This window comes from Uliginosibacterium sp. 31-16 (assembly GCF_030730865.1).
GTDB lineage: Bacteria > Pseudomonadota > Gammaproteobacteria > Burkholderiales > Rhodocyclaceae > Uliginosibacterium.
Map to the genome: position 1 here is coordinate 48684 of NZ_JAVALZ010000002.1, position 20179 is coordinate 68862.

20 protein-coding genes are annotated in these 20179 nt (G+C 58.8%); 19 read left to right on the forward strand and 1 reads right to left on the reverse strand.

Annotation, left to right across the window (positions count from 1 at the left end):
* Nucleotides 1–616: 616 nt before the first annotated feature.
* The 8 genes from bamE (Q9Q94_RS08030) (at nucleotide 617) to Q9Q94_RS08065 (ending at nucleotide 10724) form a co-directional block, all read left to right on the forward strand.
* Nucleotides 617–949 (forward strand): outer membrane protein assembly factor BamE, encoded by a 333-nt coding sequence (gene bamE, locus Q9Q94_RS08030; protein ID WP_305979548.1) that lies wholly within the window; start codon nucleotides 617–619, stop codon nucleotides 947–949.
* Nucleotides 950–1515: 566 nt separating this feature from the next.
* Entirely contained in the window at nucleotides 1516–2823 is a 1308-nt protein-coding gene (locus tag Q9Q94_RS08035; RefSeq protein ID WP_305979549.1) for a TolC family protein, read from the forward strand.
* The gene (locus tag Q9Q94_RS08040) at nucleotides 2820–4043 is read left to right on the forward strand and encodes an efflux RND transporter periplasmic adaptor subunit (protein WP_305979550.1); all 1224 of its coding nucleotides are present in this window, start codon (nucleotides 2820–2822) and stop codon (nucleotides 4041–4043) included. Before Q9Q94_RS08035 ends, Q9Q94_RS08040 begins: the two co-directional genes overlap by 4 nt.
* 12 nt (nucleotides 4044–4055) lie before the next feature.
* The gene (locus Q9Q94_RS08045) at nucleotides 4056–7178 is read left to right on the forward strand and encodes an efflux RND transporter permease subunit (protein WP_305979551.1); all 3123 of its coding nucleotides are present in this window, start codon (nucleotides 4056–4058) and stop codon (nucleotides 7176–7178) included.
* Nucleotides 7175–7513, forward strand: a complete 339-nt coding sequence (locus tag Q9Q94_RS08050) for a P-II family nitrogen regulator (protein WP_305979552.1) — start codon at nucleotides 7175–7177, stop codon at nucleotides 7511–7513. The genes Q9Q94_RS08045 and Q9Q94_RS08050 overlap by 4 nt, the downstream gene beginning before the upstream one ends.
* A gap of 14 nt (nucleotides 7514–7527) precedes the next feature.
* On the forward strand, nucleotides 7528–7908 hold the full coding sequence (locus Q9Q94_RS08055; protein WP_305979553.1) for a hypothetical protein: 381 nt from the start codon (nucleotides 7528–7530) through the stop codon (nucleotides 7906–7908).
* A gap of 113 nt (nucleotides 7909–8021) precedes the next feature.
* A complete protein-coding gene (locus Q9Q94_RS08060; RefSeq protein WP_371929832.1) occupies nucleotides 8022–10319 on the forward strand; it encodes a heavy metal translocating P-type ATPase in 2298 nt (765 codons plus the stop codon).
* A gap of 105 nt (nucleotides 10320–10424) precedes the next feature.
* Complete coding sequence (locus tag Q9Q94_RS08065; RefSeq protein ID WP_305979555.1) at nucleotides 10425–10724, forward strand: hypothetical protein; 300 nt, start codon at nucleotides 10425–10427, stop codon at nucleotides 10722–10724.
* Here the strand turns inward: Q9Q94_RS08065 and Q9Q94_RS08070 are convergent.
* Nucleotides 10721–11155, reverse strand: a complete 435-nt coding sequence (locus Q9Q94_RS08070; RefSeq protein ID WP_003131969.1) for a mercury resistance transcriptional regulator MerR — start codon at nucleotides 11153–11155, stop codon at nucleotides 10721–10723. The genes Q9Q94_RS08065 and Q9Q94_RS08070 overlap by 4 nt on opposite strands.
* 71 nt (nucleotides 11156–11226) lie before the next feature.
* On the opposite strand from Q9Q94_RS08070, the gene merT reads away from it, so the two are divergent.
* The 11 genes from merT (at nucleotide 11227) to Q9Q94_RS08130 (ending at nucleotide 20164) form a co-directional block, all read left to right on the forward strand.
* A complete protein-coding gene (gene merT, locus Q9Q94_RS08075; protein WP_003131974.1) occupies nucleotides 11227–11577 on the forward strand; it encodes a mercuric ion transporter MerT in 351 nt (116 codons plus the stop codon).
* 12 nt (nucleotides 11578–11589) lie between these two features.
* Entirely contained in the window at nucleotides 11590–11865 is a 276-nt protein-coding gene (merP, locus tag Q9Q94_RS08080; protein ID WP_003131987.1) for a mercury resistance system periplasmic binding protein MerP, read from the forward strand.
* Nucleotides 11866–11936: 71 nt separating this feature from the next.
* On the forward strand, nucleotides 11937–13622 hold the full coding sequence (gene merA, locus Q9Q94_RS08085; protein WP_003156770.1) for a mercury(II) reductase: 1686 nt from the start codon (nucleotides 11937–11939) through the stop codon (nucleotides 13620–13622).
* A 17-nt stretch (nucleotides 13623–13639) separates the two neighbouring features.
* Nucleotides 13640–14005, forward strand: coding sequence for a mercury resistance co-regulator MerD (gene merD / locus Q9Q94_RS08090; protein WP_000995360.1), 366 nt, complete (start codon nucleotides 13640–13642; stop codon nucleotides 14003–14005).
* Entirely contained in the window at nucleotides 14002–14238 is a 237-nt protein-coding gene (gene merE, locus Q9Q94_RS08095; protein WP_003132004.1) for a broad-spectrum mercury transporter MerE, read from the forward strand. Before merD ends, merE begins: the two co-directional genes overlap by 4 nt.
* The gene (locus Q9Q94_RS08100; protein ID WP_003132006.1) at nucleotides 14235–15224 is read left to right on the forward strand and encodes a DUF3330 domain-containing protein; all 990 of its coding nucleotides are present in this window, start codon (nucleotides 14235–14237) and stop codon (nucleotides 15222–15224) included. Before merE ends, Q9Q94_RS08100 begins: the two co-directional genes overlap by 4 nt.
* 130 nt (nucleotides 15225–15354) lie before the next feature.
* On the forward strand, nucleotides 15355–15915 hold the full coding sequence (locus Q9Q94_RS08110) for a recombinase family protein (protein ID WP_003124096.1): 561 nt from the start codon (nucleotides 15355–15357) through the stop codon (nucleotides 15913–15915).
* A 2-nt stretch (nucleotides 15916–15917) separates the two neighbouring features.
* On the forward strand, nucleotides 15918–18884 hold the full coding sequence (locus tag Q9Q94_RS08115) for a Tn3 family transposase (RefSeq protein ID WP_001138070.1): 2967 nt from the start codon (nucleotides 15918–15920) through the stop codon (nucleotides 18882–18884).
* A gap of 216 nt (nucleotides 18885–19100) precedes the next feature.
* The gene (locus Q9Q94_RS08120; protein ID WP_305979556.1) at nucleotides 19101–19328 is read left to right on the forward strand and encodes a hypothetical protein; all 228 of its coding nucleotides are present in this window, start codon (nucleotides 19101–19103) and stop codon (nucleotides 19326–19328) included.
* Between the two features lie 33 nt (nucleotides 19329–19361).
* Nucleotides 19362–19694 carry an outer membrane protein assembly factor BamE gene (gene bamE / locus Q9Q94_RS08125; RefSeq protein WP_305979557.1) on the forward strand — a complete coding sequence of 111 codons (333 nt, stop codon included), beginning with the start codon at nucleotides 19362–19364 and terminating at the stop codon, nucleotides 19692–19694.
* A 131-nt stretch (nucleotides 19695–19825) separates the two neighbouring features.
* Nucleotides 19826–20164 carry a hypothetical protein gene (locus Q9Q94_RS08130; protein ID WP_305979558.1) on the forward strand — a complete coding sequence of 113 codons (339 nt, stop codon included), beginning with the start codon at nucleotides 19826–19828 and terminating at the stop codon, nucleotides 20162–20164.
* Nucleotides 20165–20179 lie beyond the last annotated feature (15 nt).

The following is a 20179-nucleotide window of genomic DNA, read 5'->3' on the forward strand; positions in this document are numbered from 1 at the left end:
TTTTAAATGTGACGCATACAGTCCGTGCTTGCGGTTAGTCCGATTTACAACCTTCATTCTGAATTCGCCTCATGCTCCGGTTGTTGTTTATCTTCCTCTTGTTGTGCCTGCCGCTCCAGTCGTCTTGGGCTGCGGTCAGTGCCTATTGCAAGCACGAAACGGGACGTGTCGCCCAACACCTTGGCCACCATACTCATGAACATCGTGACGCCAATGATCCTTCTACAGAGAAGTCTTCACAAAGTCTGAATCATCAGGACTGTGAGGCATGCCACTCTCATTTGACAGGCGTACTTTTTCCTGAATCGGATTTGGCTTCAAACAATCGGCTCTCGGGCATGGTGAAATTTTTTCCTCATGAACCTGAGTCCGCCTTTCAGTCCGGCCCTGAGCGACCTAAATGGCTTGCCAGCCTTGATCCAGCAAGTGGCCGCATACTGAATTAGTTGTGGCGTCAACTCTCTGGATACGCATGTTTATTTTGAAATTATTTCAAGAGTGTCTGAGGCAAGTTTCAATCAAGCAAGGACACTTCTTGAAAAACCACACTCAAGGCCTAGCTGAGAGATACTCCAGCGCCTTAATTTAATAATGAATTGTTCAGGAGTTATTCAATATGAAGTTTGCAAAAATCTCACAGATTGCTTTCAGTGGTTTTCTGGCTCTCGGTTTGGTTGCGGCCAGCCCCTCTCTTTTTGCGCAAAGCCAGGCAGCACATCAGGTTGTAAAGGCACAAAAACTTCCTGACATCAGATCTGGAATGACAAAAGCTGACGTGGAGAAAATCCTGGGAAAACCTGCCGCCGCACCGATATGGTTGAGTGGCGCTAGCACTTGGGCCTATCAGACAGACCTCGATTCCGGCATGCGGTACGACGTGGATTTTGGCAGCGATGGAAAAGTGGTTCGTGCCGGGCTTTATCGAGTTAATGAGACTGGCAACACTTGATCATCCGTGATGGGTACTTCATTACTTTGATTATTTAATAATCATTCAGGTGAGAACCGTCAGAAATGACGGTTCTCATTTCTCAGAGCCACTAAAAGTAGACGTTTTAATATTGCAACTTATGCGCCGCCTGTTGTTCATTTTCCTCTTGCTATGCGTGCCATTCCAATCGTCTTGGGTGTTGGCCAGTGCGTATTGCGAGCATGAAACAGGTAGTACAGCAAAGCACTTGGGGCATCACTCCCATCAGCACCGCGCTACAAGTGACCAGTCTTCGGATGGTCTGTTGCCAACGGCCAAGCATCAGGATTGTGACTCCTGCCATCAGCATCTTGCTGATGTGGTTTGGCTGGACTCCTCTTTGACAATATCCCCTCCCGTTTTTTTACCTGATTTTCCAACTTCTCTTGAGTTGCAATCTCTTTTCCACGATGGGCCTGACAAGCCCAATTGGCGTTCCGTCGGCTAGTCCGGCGGGTGCCCTCCATTCTTTCCCGTAGTTCCCAACACGGCACATTCCGCCGGACATTACCTCGCTTGATTTTTCAACATGTAAGGAATGTTCGATGCGACTCATTTTGTCTTGCGCACTGGCAACAGGCGCGTTATTTGTTACGCCCGTATTGGCGCAATCGCCACTCATACAGGCCAGCAATAGCTCAGTGGGAGTCCATGCTCCCGACACACTAACCGTTCGACTGACAGAGCTTCAGGCTTGGGATCTTGCTGAAAAAGCCAACCCGGCTCTGCGCAGCAAGCGCGCCTTGCTGGACGCCGCGCAGGGGGAGCGAACCGATGCAGGGGCTCTGCTTTACAACAACCCCACACTATCGCTGGAGCGCGCCAGACGCCAGATCCCCTCTGCCGAGTCACCCTCAGACCGCCAGAAAGAATGGGGGGCAAATCTCTCACAGACTTTTGAAATTGCCGGCCAGGGTACTTATCGTCGTGATGCTGCTGATGCCGCCTTGAATGCGATCCAGGCAGAAATAGATGAAGCCCAGCGCCAAACGCGAGCCGACGTTTCACAACGCTTCTTCAAAGTGTTGGCACTGCAAAAAAGGCTGGAAATCGAAGCACAGGCCCTGAGCTTGTTTGAGAGTACAGCCAATGCCATGCAGAAACGCAGAGCCGCAGGCGAGGACACGCGTCTGGATGCCAATGTAGCACTGGTCGAAGCTGAAAGAGCGCGCAACCAACTGGCACAAGTGCGAGAAGAACTCTCAAGCGCGCGCGATGATCTGGCGGCCAGTCTGCAACTACCCTCTAGCAGTGTGCCGGAAGCGCTTGGCGAGTTGGCAATGAAAGCCATGCCTTTCACCTTGGGCCAACTACTTGAGCAGCTTCCTTCACAACCGCGCTTACGCGCCTTGTCCGCGCGCGTGGATACAGCCAGTGCCCGTTTGAAACTCCAGCGAGCCAGTGTTTATCCTGACCTGACAGTTGGCTTGGGCGTCGCCCGCGAGGGCGCAATGGATGCCCGGGAAAAAGTCACCATGCTTTCGGTATCACTGCCCCTGCCGCTGTTTCGGCGCAACGCAACGGGGATTGGCCAAGCCTCCAGCGACCTGACCCAGGCGCAAATCGAACAACAGGCCGCTGTACGCGATAGCGCTGCTCAGGTTCGAGGGCTGTGGGTAAAGCTGCAAAGTGTGGAGGCGCGGGTAAAGCGCCTGCAAGGCACAGTATTGCCTGCGCTGGAAAGCAATCAGGATCTCGCCGGCAAATCGCAAAGAGCAGGTGAAATTGGCTTGCTTGAAATGATTGTCGTCACCCGTCAAACCCTCGATGCGCGCCGCGACCTGCTGGATGCGCAATCCGACTACATCATCACCCGTACCGCCCTGGAACAGGCTGCGGGCGTGCAGCCATGAGACCCATCATCATGAAAAACATGAAACCCCAATCCTCGCAAAACATTGCCACAAGCCCCGCACTTGGGCGCTTGCTCATGCTCGGCGCATGCGTGCTGGCGCTGAGTGCCTGCAACAAAAATGAGGCTGCGCCTGCTGAGTCAAGCAAGGCAACCGCTGAGGCGTCCTCCGAACACCAGGAAGGCGGACTCAAACTCTCCGAGGACGAAGCCAAACGCGCAGGGCTGCACATTGCCAAGATCCAGCCAGAGGATCTGGGCGAAACCCTCACCGTGACAGCAACGATTCGGCCCAATCAGGATCGTATTGCCAGAGTCGCCCCCCGTGTTGAAGGGCGACTGGTTGGTGTTACCGCCAGTCTGGGACAACAAGTCAGCGCAGGCCAGGCGCTAGCCACGCTCGACAGCATCGCACTGGGTGAAGCGCAGGCGGTCTGGATGCAAGCACAGAGTTCACACCGTGTCGCGCAAGCTGACTTCAAACGTGCCGAAGCCCTGAGTGCCGACGAAATTATTTCGCAAAAGGATTTCTTGCGTGCGAAGGCCGATTTCGAAAAAGCCTCGGCAGAGTTGCGCGCAGCGGAAGGCAAGCTGCGCTTGCTTGGAGCGGCCCCAAAATCGGGGGACGCGAACACAGCTTCGATCTTTTCGTTGACGGCTCCGTTTAGCGGAACTGTCATCGAGAAGAAAGCTACGCTGGGTGAGTTGGCAACGCCCAGTGACGCTCTATTTACGGTGGCGGATCTCTCGAAGCTGTGGATCGAAGCGAACTTGACTGAAGCGATGTTGGCAAAGGTTCGCACGAGCAACAAGGCGAGCGTGACAGTGACGGCGTATCCGGGCGAAAAATTTCAGGGTCAAGTGACCTACATCGCCAGCGTGCTCGATAAGGAAACCCGCACGGTTCAGGCGCGCATCGAAATCGATAACAAAGATGGGCGCCTGAAGCCCGAGATGTTCGCCACCGCGATGATCGAAACTGGAGCCAAGTCAGGTCAAGCCCTGATCGTGCCAGATGAGGCGATTGTTCTGCTGCAAGGGCAGCCGACGGTGTTCGTATCCGAGCATGGCGGCTTCGAGCCCAAGGCCGTAGAGGCAGGACAGAAACTGGGCGGGCGCACCGTCATCAAATCGGGGCTAGTCGCAGGCGATTCAGTCGTGATAGCGGGCAGCTACGAGCTCAAGGCACGCATGCTCAAGTCACAGATCAGCAGCGAATAAGGGATATATAACATGCTAAATGCAATTGTTGATGCGGCCCTGCGCTACAAAGTGCTGGTGCTCGTAGTTTTCGCGGTAGTGATCGGCCTAGGGATTCAGGCGTTCCGGCAGGTGCCGGTAGATGCCTTCCCGGACGTCACGCCGATTCAGGTGAATATCTATACCGAGTCCCCCGGCCTTGCTGCAGAGGATGTTGAAAGATTACTGACCACGCCTATTGAGGGCGCCATGGCAGGTTTGCCAGGCGTTGAGGCAGTCCGATCAGTTTCGCTTTTTGGTCTGTCGTATGTCGGCATCAACTTCAAGGATAACGTTGACATATATTTCGCCCGCCGTCTTGTCGGTGAAAAGCTTCAGGAAGCCAAGGCACGACTTCCTCAAGGCTACGGCGAGCCGGTACTTGGCCCTAACAGTTCAGGTTTGGGCCAAGTGTTTTGGTACACAGTCGAGTCCGCCGACAAAAAGCTTTCCGCGATGGATCTACGCACCTTGCATGACTGGTCAGTGCGCTTGATTGTGCGCACAGCAGCGGGTGCTGACGATGTCATCTCGTGGGGGGGGGATCAAAAACAGTATCAAGTGCAAATTGATCCACGCAAACTTATCAAATATGGCCTGACATTCAAGCAAGTCATGGAATCGCTGACAGCCAATAACCGCCAGGTGGGAGGCCAGTCCATTGATTTGGGCGCTGAACAGTACCTTGTACGAGGCCTCGGTCTCGTCACAAATACCGCAGATATAGGCTTGATTGTTGTGGCGGAACGCAAGGGTTCGCCGATTTACGTGCGTGACGTGGCTGAGGTGAAGGAAGCTCCTGCATTCCGCTTCGGCGCCGTAACGCGCAATGGCAGCGAAGCCGTGCTTGGCATGGCCTTAGCCCGAGTTGGCGAAAATGCGAAGAACGTGGTTGACGCTGTCAAGACAAAGCTTTCGATTGCACAAGCGGCCCTTCCAGAAGGAGTCACGCTCAAGCCGGTCTATGACCGCACGGATATCGTCGCCAAAGCGCTGAAGACTGCGGAAAGTGCGCTGATTGAAGGATCGATACTGGTCGCTATCATCCTCTTTCTGTTTCTCGGTGAAATCCGCTCGGCCATTGTCGTCGTTATCACACTGCCCTTGGCTATGCTTATTGCATTCATGTTGATGCAACAGTTTGGCTTGTCGGCCAACTTGATGTCGCTGGCCGGTTTGGCAATCGGCACCGGCATGATGGTGGACGGTGCGGTCGTGATGGTGGAGAACGCCTTTCGCCTTTTGTCTCATGCGAGAGAATCAGGCCGGCCGATCCATCGCACGAACATCATCCTGCACGCTGCTTGCGAGGTCGCTAATCCGATCGCGTTCGCGATTCTTATCATTATCGTTGTTTTCTTGCCTTTGTTTTCGCTCACTGGACTGGAAGGAAAACTGTTCAAGCCGATGGCGCTGACCATCACTTTTGCGATGGCAGGATCTCTCCTGTTATCACTGACGCTGGTTCCGGTTCTAGCTTCACTTATCCTTAAGCCAAAGGAAGAGCGCGACACTTTCCTCATCCGACATGCCAAACGGGTTTATCTACCGTTGCTCGACTGGGCTTTGCCCCGCAAGGCGCTGGTGATTTCTATGGCAGTCGTTTCGCTCGCCGTCTCGCTGGCGTTGTTCCCCCTGCTAGGCACCGAGTTCATGCCGCAGTTACAGGAAGGTACCGTCATGTTCCGCGTAACCGGCATTCCATCGACTTCTCTTGCAGAGTCGGTCCGGGTCTCTAACCTCATGGATGCCACGCTACGCAAGCAGTTTCCTCAGGTCAATTCGGTGCTGGCCACAATCGGCCGCGCCGAGGGAGGCGAGACGACAGATGTGAACTACATGGAGGTGCTTCTCGACCTGAAGCCCCGGTCCGAGTGGGCAAAGAAGATCACCTATCCTGAGCTTGCCAGCGAGATGCAAGAAGTGCTTGAAAAAGTTGTGCCCACCGCTGTCTTTACCCCGACCCAACCCATTCAGTCTCGCGTGGAAGAGTTGATATCGGGAGTTCGAGCAACGCTGGCACTCAAGCTCTACGGTGAAGATCTCGCGACCCTGGACAGGCTGTCTGCACAATTGAAAGGTGTGCTCGACAAGGTGCCCGGAGTTGCTGACCTTTCTGCCGAAGCAAACATCGGCAAACCACAGCTGGTTATCAAAGTAGACCGGGAGTCTGCGGCACGCTATGGCATTAATGCCGAAGACATCCTTGAGGTCGTGCAGTCGGGTATTGGCGGCAGCTCAGTGTCGACACTCATAGACGGAACGAAGCGCTTCGACATCGCCGTACGCTTGGCTGATGAGTTCCGAAACAACCCCGATGCCATCGGCGCCATTCCAATAACGACCAGCGAGGGAGCGCAAATCCCGTTTTCGCAAGTCGCGAAGATCACGATAGAGGAAGGCTACTCTTTCATTCGTCGCGAACAATTACAACGTTATGCCGTATTGCAAATGGACGTAAAAGGACGGGACGTCGACAGCTTCGTAAAAGATGCTGCCGCAGCAATCAAGGCGCAGGTCCAGCTGCCACCAGGCTACTGGGTGGAATGGGGCGGTGCATTCGAGAATCAACAACGCGCCATGGCTCGTCTTGCCGTGATTGTGCCGCTAACCATCGGCCTGATTTTCATCCTGCTATACACCGCGTTCAACTCTGTTAGGCACGCCACCCTGATCATCGCCAATGTGCCATTCGCCATCATCGGAGGGATTGTTGCGCTATTCATCAGCGGGCAGTACCTGTCCGTTCCTTCAGCCATTGGCTTCATCGCAGTGTTTGGTGTGGCGATGCTTAACGGCATCGTGATGATCACTTTCCTGAATGACTTACAGCGACAGGGGCGATCTATACGAGAAGCTGTACTTGAGGGGGCAGCACTGCGCTTGCGTCCCGTGCTGATGACCGCTTCGGTCGCCATTCTGGGCCTGGTGCCGATGCTGATCTCAACTGGCGTCGGTGCTGAAACGCAGCGGCCGTTGGCGACCGTCGTCGTCGGTGGCCTCATCACCTCTACTTTGCTGACGCTGTTGTTGTTGCCACTTATGTATGAGTGGGCTGAAACACGCGCCGCACGCAAGCTCGCACTTGAAAACAACTCAGAAGGAGAAGACCTATGAAGGAGATCAAAGCCTATGTGCATGCAAACCGCGTTGCTGCGGTCATTCAGGCACTGAAGGAGTCCGAGGCTTTTGGCGGCGACGATGGCGCCTGCCGCCACAACCTCACTGCTTACGTCGTGAAGGGTTCGTTGCTGGCGCTCGACTCCAGCGAACGCCACTACTCGATGGTTTTGGGTGAGGAAGTCATCAATGAGTACAAGCTCGAAATGCTGTGCGAAGACGCACACGTCGATGCGCTGGTGGCCGTCATTCGGCAAGCCGCCCATACCGGCAGCCGGCAAGCGGGCTGGATTTATGTCGTGGATATCGCTTCGGCGGTGCGTATTGATTGAAAAGGAGAATGAACATGAAAACCCGTAACTTGACCTTAAGCCTCATCGCAGCTTTGTCACTAGCACTGCTCAGCGCCTGCTCCATCGCCCCTTACGAGGGCAAGTACCGCCACGAAGACGGCTGGCGCAAGGCACGCGTTCGGGCTGTCGGCTCACTTGAACGACTGGAGAGCACAAGTTATACCTGCCCCCAGGCCGATAAGGCAGACAAGAAGACGCCCGTTGCGGTCGTGAGTTATCAAGGGGGTGGGCGACTGCGCACTCAGCTCATGCTGTTGTCGGACAAAACCGATCAGAAGGAGAAAGCAGACAAGGCCGATTTCAAAGTGGATGATCTCGTGTACGCAAATATCAAGCAGTGTGCCGAGCCCATGATTCCACGCAAAGCGGAGTAAAGCAGCACTCGGGCGTGGCGCATTTGTAATGGCGCCACGCCTGTTTTAATACCTGTTGACTCTGTAGTTGCTTCAGGGTGTTGAATATATTTAACCCCCATCAGGAGTGAGTTATGTCCGCCACCGACAAGCATTCAGATCACGAACACCATCACGCCAACGGCTGCAGCCATGATCACGATCACGCCGAACCTGCCGCCAAGAGTTGCTGCGCGCCGGTCGAACAGGAAATATCCTGTTGCGGTAGTGGGAGCTGTTCTTCCGGTCGAGGCGACGCAATGATGACTTTGCCTCAGTCTGTCACCAGTGCGACAGGGCTGCAGACAGCCATCCGGATCATGCAGATGGATTGCCCAACCGAAGAGGGCCTGCTACGCAAGAAGCTGGGCGGCATGGCCGGGGTGTCTGGCATGGAATTCAATCTGATGCAGCGTGTCCTGACGGTTACACACACACCGGCAACGCTGGATGACATTCTCGCTGCTATCCGCTCGCTGGGATTCACGCCAGAGTTGGCTGACGAAGCTTCGGTTACAGCCGAACCTGCAGCAGAGCCCGCCAAACCGTGGTGGCCTCTGATGCTGGCCGGGTTCGCTGCGCTGGCATCCGAAGCCGTGCAATGGGTTGGCCTTCCTGGATGGGTTGCAGCATCACTGGCGCTTGTTGCCGTGCTGGCCTGTGGCATCACCACCTACAAGAAAGGCTGGATCGCCGTTCGCAACGGCAATCTCAACATCAACGCACTGATGAGCATCGCCGTGACCGGCGCGCTGCTGCTGGGGCAGTGGCCGGAGGCGGCAATGGTGATGGTGCTGTTCACGATTGCCGAGCTGATTGAAGCCAAGTCTCTGGATCGCGCCCGCAATGCGATTGCCGGGCTGATGCAACTGGCTCCCGAACAGGCAATGGTGCAGCAGGGAGACGGAAGCTGGCTTACGGCTGAAGCCAAAACTGTCTCGCTCGATGCGCGGGTGCGCGTCAAACCCGGCGAACGTATCGCGCTCGATGGGCGCATCGTCAGCGGACGCTCGGCTATCAACCAGGCACCGATTACTGGCGAGAGCTTGCCGGTGGAAAAGGCAGAAGGCGATCAGGTCTTCGCTGGCACCATCAACGAATCAGGCTCCTTCGAGTACCGCGTCACCGCTGTGGCGAACGACAGCACGCTGGCGCGCATCATCCACGCCATCGAGGCCGCACAAGGTGCGCGCGCACCGACGCAGCGTTTCGTTGACCAGTTCGCCCGCGTTTACACGCCCATCGTGTTTGCCATCGCGCTGGGGGTGGCGATTGCGCCGCCATTGTTCTTCGGCGGTGAGTGGTTCGCGTGGATCTACAAGGCCCTCGTGCTGCTGGTGATTGCCTGCCCTTGTGCGCTGGTGATCTCGACCCCCGTCACCATCGTCAGCGGCCTGGCCGCCGCTGCGCGCCATGGCATCCTCGTCAAGGGTGGCGTGTATCTGGAAGAAGGACGCAAGCTCGCCTGGCTGGCGCTGGACAAGACCGGCACCCTCACGCACGGAAAACCCGCGCAGACTGATTTTGCTGCCCTGAATGATTTTGAGGCCACCACGATACGCAGCTTGGCCGCGAGCCTGGCTGCGCGCTCGGACCACCCTGTATCCCGCGCGCTCAGCGAAGCGGCCGGACGGGACGGCATTCCGCTCATGGAAGTCGAAGGGTTTGAAGCTTTGCCGGGGCGTGGCACGCAAGGCCTGATCGATGGCAAACGGTATTGTCTGGGCAACCATCGCCTGATTCATGAGCGAGGCCTGTGCTCCAATGAGCTGGAAGCCCGCCTGGGCGCTCTGGAAGAGCAAGGTAAAACCGTCATCCTGCTGGCGGACGAGCAGCGCGTGCATGGACTCTTCGCCGTTGCCGATACCGTCAAGGACAGCAGCCGTCAGGCCATCACGGAACTCCACGCTCTGGGCATCAAGACCCTGATGCTGACCGGCGACAACGCCCACACGGCGCGCGCCATCGCGCAGCAAGTCGGCATCGACGAAGCCCGTGGCGACCTGCTACCGGAAGACAAACTCCGCCTGATCGAAGAACGCCTGGCACAAGGCGCAGCCGTCGGCATGGTCGGCGACGGCATCAATGATGCCCCCGCACTGGCCAGAGCAGATATCGGTTTTGCAATGGGGGCAGCAGGAACCGGCACAGCCATAGAGACGGCCGACGTCGCGCTCATGGACGACGATCTGCGCAAGCTGCCACGCTTCGTGCGCCTGTCACGCCACACCCACAACTTGCTTGTGCAGAACATCGTGCTGGCGCTGGGCATCAAGGCAGTGTTTCTCGTCCTCACCCTGGCGGGCACCGGCACCATGTGGATGGCGGTGTTTGCCGATGTTGGGGCGAGCTTATTGGTTGTTGCAAACGGGCTCCGGCTGCTGCGGGCCTGACTCTCGTTGCAGCGGCATGAACGAAACACGTCTGGTTTGCGTGCGAAAATGACGCCATTGATCCATGCTGCGACTATACAAATTCCTGTTTGAACAAGGGGAACCATGAGCGACGTTGACGTGTATGTGCAAGCCGCAACGCGTAGTAATACGCGCCGTAGCTACGCTTCTGCGCTCCGTCATTTTGAAATCGAATGGGGTGGCTTTTTACCCGCGAGCGCCGATGGTGTTGCCCGTTATTTGGCCCAGCATGCCGAACAGCTGTCCATTGCCACGTTACGCCACCGTCTGGCGGCCTTGTCACATTGGCATCAGGATCAGGGATTTGCTGATCCGACTAAGACTCCGTTGGTACGTAAGACCTTGAAGGGGTCGTCTCAGAAAACGGAAAATAAAGCACGCTAAGGCATAGCCGAACCTGCCAAGCTTGCTCCACCCTGTAGTGACGCGATCAGCGGGCAGGAAACGTTCCCCCTTCGCGCATGGCAGGCGCACACCAACTCAGACAGCACGGCCTCCATGCGCGCCAGGTCAGCCATTTTCTCGCGCACGTCCTTGAGCTTGTGCTCGGCCAGACTGCTGGCTTCCTCGCAATGGGTGCCATCCTCCAGCCGCAGCAGCTCGGCGATCTCATCCAGGCTGAAGCCCAGCCGCTGGGCTGATTTCACGAAGCGCACCCGCGTTACATCCGCCTCGCCATAGCGGCGGATGCTGCCATAGGGCTTGTCAGGCTCCAGCAACAAGCCCTTGCGCTGATAGAAACGGATGGTCTCCACATTGACCCCGGCCGCCTTGGCGAAAACGCCAATGGTCAGGTTCTCCAAATTGTTTTCCATATCGCTTGACTCCGTACATGAGTACGGAAGTAAGGTTACGCTATCCAATTTCAATTCGAAAGGACAAGCGCATGTCTGAACCAAAAACCGGGCGCGGCGCGCTCTTCACTGGAGGGCTTGCCGCCATCCTCGCCTCGGCTTGCTGCCTCGGGCCGTTGGTTCTGATCGCCTTGGGGTTCAGCGGCGCTTGGATCGGCAACTTGGCGGTGTTGGAACCCTATCGCCCCATCTTTATCGGCGTGGCGCTGGTGGCGTTGTTCTTCGCCTGGCGGCGCATCTACCGGCAGGCAGCGGCCTGCAAACCGGGTGAGGTCTGCGCGATTCCCCAAGTGCGAGCTACTTACAAGCTCATTTTCTGGATCGTGGCCGCGCTGGTTCTGGTCGCGCTCGGATTTCCCTACGTCATGCCATTTTTCTACTGATCGGAGTTCACCATGAAGAAACTGTTTGCCTCCCTCGCCCTCGCCGCCGTTGTTGCCCCCGTCTGGGCCGCCACCCAGACCGTCACGCTGTCCGTACCGGGCATGACCTGCTCCGCCTGCCCGATCACTGTCAAGAAGGCGATTTCCAAGGTCGAAGGCGTCAGCAAAGTTGACGTGACTTTCGAGACACGCCAAGCGGTCGTCACCTTCGACGATGCCAAGACCAGCGTGCAGAAGCTGACCAAGGCAACCGCAGACGCGGGCTATCCGTCCAGCGTCAAGCAGTGAGTCACTGAAAACGGCACCGCAGCACAACGGACGTCATTGTCTGGCGCCACAAACGATAAAGGATCTGTTGCATGACCCATCTAAAAATCACCGGCATGACTTGCGACTCGTGCGCGGCGCACGTCAAGGAAGCGCTGGAAAAAGTGCCAGGCGTGCAGTCGGCGCTGGTGTCCTATCCGAAGGGCACAGCGCAACTCGCCATCGTGCCGGGCACATCGCCGGACGCGCTGACTGCCGCCGTGGCCGGACTGGGCTACAAGGCAACGCTAGCCGATGCGCCACTGGCGGACAACCGCGTCGGACTGCTCGACAAGGTGCGGGGATGGATGGCCGCCGCCGAAAAGCACAGTGGCAACGAGCCCCCGGTGCAGGTAGCGGTCATTGGCAGCGGTGGAGCCGCGATGGCGGCGGCGCTGAAGGCCGTCGAGCAAGGCGCGCAGGTCACGCTGATCGAGCGCGGCACCATCGGCGGCACCTGCGTCAATGTCGGCTGTGTGCCGTCCAAGATCATGATCCGCGCCGCCCACATCGCCCATCTGCGCCGGGAAAGCCCGTTCGATGGCGGTATTGCGGCAACTGTGCCTACGATTGACCGCAGTAAGCTGCTGGCCCAGCAGCAGGCCCGCGTCGACGAACTGCGGCACGCCAAGTACGAAGGCATCCTGGGCGGTAATCCGGCCATCACCGTTGTGCACGGTGAGGCGCGCTTCAAGGACGACCAGAGCCTTACCGTCCGTTTGAACGAGGGTGGCGAGCGCGTCGTGATGTTCGACCGCTGCCTGGTCGCCACGGGTGCCAGCCCGGCGGTCCCGCCGATTCCGGGCTTGAAAGAGTCACCCTACTGGACTTCCACCGAGGCCCTGGCGAGCGACACCATTCCCGAACGCCTTGCCGTAATCGGCTCGTCGGTGGTGGCGCTGGAGCTGGCGCAAGCCTTTGCCCGGCTGGGCAGCAAGGTCACGGTCCTGGCGCGCAATACCTTGTTCTTCCGTGAAGACCCGGCCATCGGCGAGGCGGTGACAGCCGCTTTCCGTGCCGAGGGCATCGAGGTGCTGGAGCACACGCAAGCCAGCCAGGTCGCCCATATGGACGGTGAATTCGTGCTGACCACCACGCACGGTGAATTGCGCGCCGACAAACTGCTGGTTGCCACCGGTCGGACACCGAACACGCGCAGCCTCGCGCTGGACGCAGCGGGGGTCACTGTCAATGCGCAAGGTGCCATCGTCATCGACCAAGGCATGCGCACGAGCAACCCGAACATCTACGCGGCCGGCGACTGCACCGACCAGCCGCAGTTCGTCTATGTGGCGGCAGCGGCCGGCACCCGTGCCGCGATCAACATGACCGGCGGCGATGCGGCGCTCGACCTGACCGCAATGCCGGCCGTGGTGTTCACCGATCCGCAAGTGGCGACCGTGGGCTACAGCGAGGCGGAAGCCCACCACGACGGGATCGAGACCGACAGCCGCACCTTGACCTTGGACAACGTGCCGCGTGCGCTCGCCAACTTCGACACACGCGGCTTCATCAAGTTGGTTATCGAGGAAGGCAGCCATCGGCTGATCGGCGTACAGGCGGTCGCGCCGGAAGCGGGTGAACTGATCCAGACGGCGGCTCTGGCCATTCGCAACCGCATGACGGTGCAGGAACTGGCCGACCAGTTGTTCCCCTACCTGACGATGGTTGAGGGGTTGAAGCTCGCGGCGCAGACCTTCAACAAGGATGTGAAGCAGCTTTCCTGCTGCGCCGGGTGAGAAAAAGGAGGTGTTCAATGAACGCCTACACGGTGTCCCGGCTGGCTCTTGATGCCGGGGTGAGCGTGCATATCGTGCGCGACTACCTGCTGCGCGGATTGCTGCGCCCGGTGGCGTGCACACCAGGCGGCTACGGCTTGTTCGATGACGCCGCCTTGCAACGGCTGTGCTTCGTGCGGGCGGCCTTCGAGGCGGGCATCGGCCTCGACGCGCTGGCGCGGCTGTGCCGGGCGCTGGATGCGGCGGACGGCGACGAAGCGGCCGCGCAGCTTGCCCTGCTGCGTCAGTTCGTCGAGCGTCGGCGCGAAGCGTTGGCCGATCTGGAAGTGCAGTTGGCCACCCTGCCGACCGAGCCGGCACAGCACGCGGAGAGTCTGCCATGAACAACCCCGAGCGCTTGCCGTCCGAGACGCACAAACCGATCACCGGCTACCTGTGGGGCGGACTGGCTGTGCTGACTTGCCCCTGCCACCTGCCCATCCTCGCTGTCGTGCTGGCCGGCACAACCGCCGGTGCTTTCCTCGGCGAGCATTGGGTCATCGCGGCGCTCGGTTTGACCGGCCTGTTCCTTCTGTCCCTGTCGCGGGCGTTGCGGGCATTCAGGGAAAGAGAATGAGCGCTTTCCGGCCGGATGGATGGACGACGCCGGAACTGGCCCAAGCGGTCGAGCGCGGGCAGCTTGAACTGCACTACCAGCCCGTCGTCGATCTGCGCAGTGGTGGGATTGTCGGCGCGGAAGCCCTGTTGCGCTGGCGTCATCCGACGCTTGGACTATTGCCACCGGGCCAGTTCCTGCCCGTGGTCGAATCGTCCGGCCTGATGCCTGAAATCGGCGCTTGGGTGCTGGGCGAAGCCTGCCGCCAGATGCGTGACTGGCGAATGCTGGCATGGCGACCGTTCCGGCTGGCCGTCAATGTTTCGGCGAGCCAAGTGGGACCGGACTTCGACGGGTGGGTAAAGGGCGTGCTGGCTGATGCCGAGTTGCCCGCCGAGTATCTCGAAATCGAGCTGACCGAATCGGTCGCGTTTGGTGATCCGGCGATCTTCCCCGCCCTGGACGCCTTGCGGCAGATCGGTGTGCGCTTCGCCGCCGATGACTTCGGGACGGGGTATTCCTGTCTGCAACATCTGAAGTGCTGCCCAATCAGCACGCTCAAGATCGACCAATCGTTTGTCGCCGGGCTCGCCAACGACCGCCGCGACCAAACCATCGTGCACACCGTGATTCAGCTTGCGCACGGGCTGGGCATGGATGTGGTGGCTGAAGGCGTGGAAACATCGGCGAGTCTTGATCTATTGCGACAAGCGGACTGCGACACAGGACAAGGCTTCCTGTTCGCGAAGCCAATGCCGGCGGCGGCATTCGCCGTCTTCGTCAGTCAATGGAGGGGTGCCACCATGAATGCAAGTGACTCGACCACCACCAGTTGCTGCGTGTGCTGCAAGGAAATCCCGCTCGATGCCGCCTTCACCCCGGAAGGCGCGGAATACGTCGAGCACTTCTGCGGGTTGGAGTGTTATCAACGCTTCGAAGCGCGTGCCAAGACAGGGAACGAAACCGATGCCGATCCGAACGCCTGCGACTCGCTACCGTCAGATTGAGGCATACCCTAACTTGGCGTCAGACCATCCGGCGCTAAATCGTCAGAATAGAGTTGCCTTCCGAATTGATTGACATACGCCGTCAAGGGTCATAGATTTCTTCCTGACACATTTCCCTCAGGAGGATACCTTGCACGGTCAGCGCATCGGTTACGTCCGCGTCAGCAGCTTCGACCAGAACCCAGAACGGCAGCTCGAACAGATCCAGGTGGATAAAGTGTTCACCGACAAGGCGTCGGGCAAGGACACACGGCGGCCCGAACTGGAACGGCTGCTCGCCTTCGTGCGCGAAGGCGACACGGTCGTGGTGCACAGCATGGATCGTCTGGCGCGCAACCTCGACGACCTGCGCCGCCTGGTGCAGGGCCTCACCCAGCGCGGCGTACGCATCGAGTTCCTTAAGGAGCATTTGACCTTCACCGGCGAGGACTCGCCGATGGCGAACCTGATGCTGTCGGTAATGGGCGCGTTCGCCGAGTTCGAACGCGCCTTGATCCGCGAGCGGCAGCGCGAGGGCATCGCGCTCGCCAAGCAGCGCGGGGCCTACCGTGGCAGGAAGAAATCCCTGTCGTCTGAGCGTATTGCCGAACTGCGCCAACGTGTCGAGGCTGGCGAGCAAAAGACCAAGCTGGCTCGTGAATTCGGAATCAGTCGCGAAACCCTGTATCAATACTTGAGAACGGATCAGTAAATATGCCACGTCGTTCAATCCTGTCCGCCGCCGAGCGCGAAAGCCTGCTGGCGTTGCCGGACACCAAGGATGAGTTGATCCGTCACTACACGTTCAGCGAAACCGACCTCTCCATCATCCGGCAGCGGCGCGGCCCGGCCAACCGGCTGGGCTTCGCCGTGCAGCTCTGTTACCTGCGCTTTCCTGGTGTCATCCTGGGCGTCGATGAGCCGCCGTTTCCGCCCTTGTTGAAACTGGTCGCCGACCAGCTCAAGGTCAGCGTCGAAAGCTGGGACGAATACGGGCAGCGGGAGCAGACCCGGCGCGAGCACCTGGTCGAACTGCAAACGGTGTTCGGCTTCCAGCCCTTTACCATGGGCCACTACCGGCAGGCCGTCCAGTTGCTGACCGAGATGGCCTTGCAGACCGACAAGGGCATCGTGCTGGCCAGCACCTTGATCGAGCACCTGCGGCAGCAGTCGGTCATTCTGCCTGCCCTCAACGCCGTCGAGCGGGCGAGCGCCGAAGCAATCACCCGCGCCAACCGGCGCATCTACGATGCCTTGGCCGAACCGCTGTCGGACGCGCATCGCCGCCGCCTCGACGATCTGCTCAAGCGTCGGGACAACGGCAAAACGACCTGGCTGGCCTGGCTGCGCCAATCGCCCGTCAAACCGAATTCGCGGCACATGCTGGAACACATCGAACGCCTCAAAGCGTGGCAGGCGCTCGACCTGCCTTCTGGCATCGAGCGGTCGGTGCACCAGAACCGCCTGCTCAAGATCGCCCGTGAGGGTGGCCAGATGACGCCCGCCGACCTGGCCAAGTTCGAGGCGCAGCGACGCTATGCCACCCTGGTGGCGCTTGCCATCGAGGGCATGGCCACCGTCACCGACGAAATCATCGACCTGCACGACCGCATCCTGGGCAAGCTGTTCAACGCCGCCAAGAACAAGCATCAGCAGCAATTCCAGGCGTCCGGCAAGGCGATCAACGCCAAGGTGCGGCTGTTCGGCCGCATCGGCCAGGCGCTGATCGAGGCCAAGCAGGCGGGCCGCGATCCGTTCGCCGCCATCGAGGCCGTCATGTCCTGGGATGCCTTCGCCGAGAGCGTCACCGAAGCGCAGAAGCTTGCGCAGCCCGAGGACTTCGATTTCCTGCACCGCATCGGCGAAAGCTACGCCACGCTGCGCCGCTACGCGCCGGAATTCCTTGCCGTGCTCAAGCTGCGGGCCGCTCCCGCCGCGAAGGACGTGCTCGACGCCATCGAGGTGCTGCGCGGCATGAACAGCGACAACGCCCGCAAGGTGCCCGCCGACGCGCCGACCGAGTTCATCAAGCCGCGCTGGCAGAAGCTGGTCATGACCGACACCGGCATCGACCGGCGCTACTACGAACTGTGCGCGCTGTCGGAGATGAAGAACGCGTTGCGTTCCGGCGACATCTGGGTGCAGGGGTCGCGCCAGTTCAAGGACTTCGAGGACTACCTGGTGCCGCCCGCGAAATTCGCCAGCCTCAAGCAGGCCAGCGAATTGCCGCTGGCCGTGGCCACCGACTGCAACCGGTACCTGAACGACCGGCTGACGCTGCTGGAAACACAGCTTGCCACCGTCAACCGTATGGCGACGGCCAACGAGCTGCCGGACGCCATCATCACCGAGTCAGGCTTGAAGATCACGCCGCTCGACGCGGCGGTACCCGACACCGCCCAAGCGCTGATCGACCAGACGGCAATGATCCTGCCGCACGTCAAGATCACCGAACTGCTGCTGGAGGTGGACGAATGGACGGGCTTCACTCGGCATTTCGCGCATCTGAAATCGGGCGACCCGGCCAAAGACAAGAACCTGTTGCTGACCACGATCCTCGCCGACGCGATCAACCTGGGCCTGACCAAGATGGCGGAGTCTTGCCCCGGCACGACCTACGCCAAGCTGGCTTGGCTGCAAGCCTGGCACATCCGCGACGAAACCTACGGGGCGGCGCTGGCCGATCTGGTCAACGCACAGTTCCGCCATCCCTTCGCCGAGCACTGGGGCGACGGCACCACCTCATCGTCGGACGGCCAGAACTTCCGCACCGGCAGCAAGGCCGAGAGCACCGGCCACATCAACCCGAAATACGGGAGCAGCCCAGGGCGGACGTTCTACACCCACATTTCTGACCAGTACGCGCCATTTCACACCAAGGTCGTGAACGTCGGCGTGCGCGATTCGACCTACGTGCTCGACGGCCTGCTGTACCACGAGTCCGACTTGCGGATCGAGGAGCATTACACCGACACGGCGGGCTTCACCGATCACGTCTTCGCCCTGATGCACCTCCTGGGCTTCCGCTTCGCGCCGCGCATCCGCGACCTGGGCGACACCAAGCTCTACATCCCGAAGGGCGACGCCGCCTATGACGCGCTGAAACCCATGATCGGCGGCACGCTCAACATCAAGCACGTCCGCGCCCATTGGGACGAAATCCTGCGGCTGGCCACCTCGATCAAGCAGGGCACGGTGACGGCCTCCCTGATGCTCCGAAAGCTCGGCAGCTACCCACGCCAGAACGGCCTGGCCGTGGCGCTCCGCGAGCTGGGCCGCATCGAGCGCACGCTGTTCATCCTGGACTGGCTGCAAAGCGTGGAACTGCGCCGCCGCGTGCATGCCGGCCTGAACAAGGGCGAGGCGCGCAATGCGCTGGCCAGGGCAGTGTTTTTCAACCGCCTGGGTGAAATCCGCGACCGCAGTTTCGAGCAGCAGCGCTACCGGGCTAGCGGCCTCAATCTGGTAACGGCTGCCGTCGTGTTGTGGAACACGGTCTATCTGGAACGGGCTGCGCACGCGCTGCGTGGCAACGGCCATGCCGTTGATGACGCGCTGTTGCAGTACCTGTCGCCGCTCGGTTGGGAGCACATCAACCTCACCGGCGATTACCTCTGGCGCAGCAGCGCCAAGATCGGCGCGGGCAAGTTCAGGCCGCTACGACCGCTGCAACCGGCTTAGCGTGCTTTATTTTCCGTTTTCTGAGGCGACCCCAACAAGAAATTCGTCAGCGCACAGTCAAACAAACGACGGAATGAAGCGCAAATCGTCATTGCTGACAGAGATGTAATCCCCGCGTCACTGTTGCGTTGACGTTCATCTTCCAGAATGAAGTTGTGAATGGGGCGTCATCTGAACGAGCTCCACTCACGACCTTAATCCACAAAGGAGGAGATCATGAAATCTGCATTCATTGCTGCAATGTTTTCCATTGCGCTAACCGCACCTTCATGGGCTGTGGGATCGATGGTTTCTGTGCCTGAGACAGTCAGTCCTAATGCCATGCTGACTAAACCCGTCAGTATCTATATGGGAGTCTCATCACCTCTATTTGCCGCAGAAATCACGCAGCAAGACAGGGACATGATGAAAAAACGCCCGGCTCGTCCGCGTGACACGAAGTAAACCCTTTCCCCCTTAACATCCAGGAGAAACACCATGAAATTCAAAAACATTTCACGTATTGCACTCAGCAGCCTGTTGGCTCTCGGCCTCATTGCTGTTAGCCCGGTCAGTTTCAGCCAGGACGGCATGCCCGCAAGCCTCGTCAAAGCTCAAAAGCTACCCGACATTAGGCTTGGCATGACTAAATCAGAGGTTGAGCACGTGCTTGGCAAGCCCGCAAATACTCCAAAATGGCTGAGTGGCGGCAGTACGTGGGGCTACTCAACGGATATCGGCTATTCCACACGCTACGATGTGGATTTCGGTGCAGACGGTAAAGTTACAAGGGCTGGTCTTTATCAAGTCTACAGCACTGGAAATACCTGAGCGAAAACGATCACCTCGATTGACGTCGTCAAGTAAAACGGCGCAGCGCTTCGGTTAACAATAAATACCAAAACTTGAAGCGCTGCCTCTCAATCCTTCACTCCATGACGGATGGGCGAAGAGGAAAACAGATGATGAAAACCATCTCTATGTTTTTGGCTGTCTTGCTGCTTTCAGCCTGCGCGACTGTTTATGAGCAACGCTATGACTTTCATGATGGCTGGCGCAAAGCACGCGTCCAGGAAATTGGTCCGTTTAACAAGCTTGCCAAAAACTATGGCTATACCTGCCGGCAATCTCCCGAAAAAATCGAAGGCAAGCAGGGCGCAATTGTCGGTTACTCAAATGGTGGGCGTTGGCGTAGTCAGCTAATGCTGCAACCCGAAGAGAGAACCGTAAAGAAAGGCGATCTCGTTTACGCAAATATTCTGAAGTGTGAAGAACCTATGGCACCTCGCGCTCCTGACTAGATCCATAGTTCAGTG

What these genes read in the sequence shown, in the direction of transcription:
- bamE (WP_305979548.1), top strand. Translation starts at nt 617, where the DNA reads ATGAAGTTTGCAAAAATCTCACAGATTGCTTTCAGTGGTTTTCTGGCT.
- Q9Q94_RS08100 (WP_003132006.1), top strand. Translation starts at nt 14,235, where the DNA reads ATGAGCGCTTTCCGGCCGGATGGATGGACGACGCCGGAACTGGCCCAA.
- Q9Q94_RS08045 (WP_305979551.1), top strand. Translation starts at nt 4,056, where the DNA reads ATGCTAAATGCAATTGTTGATGCGGCCCTGCGCTACAAAGTGCTGGTG.
- Q9Q94_RS08120 (WP_305979556.1), top strand. Translation starts at nt 19,101, where the DNA reads ATGAAATCTGCATTCATTGCTGCAATGTTTTCCATTGCGCTAACCGCA.
- Q9Q94_RS08060 (WP_371929832.1), top strand. Translation starts at nt 8,022, where the DNA reads ATGTCCGCCACCGACAAGCATTCAGATCACGAACACCATCACGCCAAC.
- Q9Q94_RS08050 (WP_305979552.1), top strand. Translation starts at nt 7,175, where the DNA reads ATGAAGGAGATCAAAGCCTATGTGCATGCAAACCGCGTTGCTGCGGTC.
- merD (WP_000995360.1), top strand. Translation starts at nt 13,640, where the DNA reads ATGAACGCCTACACGGTGTCCCGGCTGGCTCTTGATGCCGGGGTGAGC.
- merT (WP_003131974.1), top strand. Translation starts at nt 11,227, where the DNA reads ATGTCTGAACCAAAAACCGGGCGCGGCGCGCTCTTCACTGGAGGGCTT.
- Q9Q94_RS08065 (WP_305979555.1), top strand. Translation starts at nt 10,425, where the DNA reads ATGAGCGACGTTGACGTGTATGTGCAAGCCGCAACGCGTAGTAATACG.
- Q9Q94_RS08040 (WP_305979550.1), top strand. Translation starts at nt 2,820, where the DNA reads ATGAGACCCATCATCATGAAAAACATGAAACCCCAATCCTCGCAAAAC.
- Q9Q94_RS08130 (WP_305979558.1), top strand. Translation starts at nt 19,826, where the DNA reads ATGATGAAAACCATCTCTATGTTTTTGGCTGTCTTGCTGCTTTCAGCC.
- Q9Q94_RS08055 (WP_305979553.1), top strand. Translation starts at nt 7,528, where the DNA reads ATGAAAACCCGTAACTTGACCTTAAGCCTCATCGCAGCTTTGTCACTA.
- Q9Q94_RS08035 (WP_305979549.1), top strand. Translation starts at nt 1,516, where the DNA reads ATGCGACTCATTTTGTCTTGCGCACTGGCAACAGGCGCGTTATTTGTT.
- Q9Q94_RS08070 (WP_003131969.1), bottom strand. Translation starts at nt 11,155, where the DNA reads ATGGAAAACAATTTGGAGAACCTGACCATTGGCGTTTTCGCCAAGGCG.
- merE (WP_003132004.1), top strand. Translation starts at nt 14,002, where the DNA reads ATGAACAACCCCGAGCGCTTGCCGTCCGAGACGCACAAACCGATCACC.
- Q9Q94_RS08115 (WP_001138070.1), top strand. Translation starts at nt 15,918, where the DNA reads ATGCCACGTCGTTCAATCCTGTCCGCCGCCGAGCGCGAAAGCCTGCTG.
- merP (WP_003131987.1), top strand. Translation starts at nt 11,590, where the DNA reads ATGAAGAAACTGTTTGCCTCCCTCGCCCTCGCCGCCGTTGTTGCCCCC.
- bamE (WP_305979557.1), top strand. Translation starts at nt 19,362, where the DNA reads ATGAAATTCAAAAACATTTCACGTATTGCACTCAGCAGCCTGTTGGCT.
- merA (WP_003156770.1), top strand. Translation starts at nt 11,937, where the DNA reads ATGACCCATCTAAAAATCACCGGCATGACTTGCGACTCGTGCGCGGCG.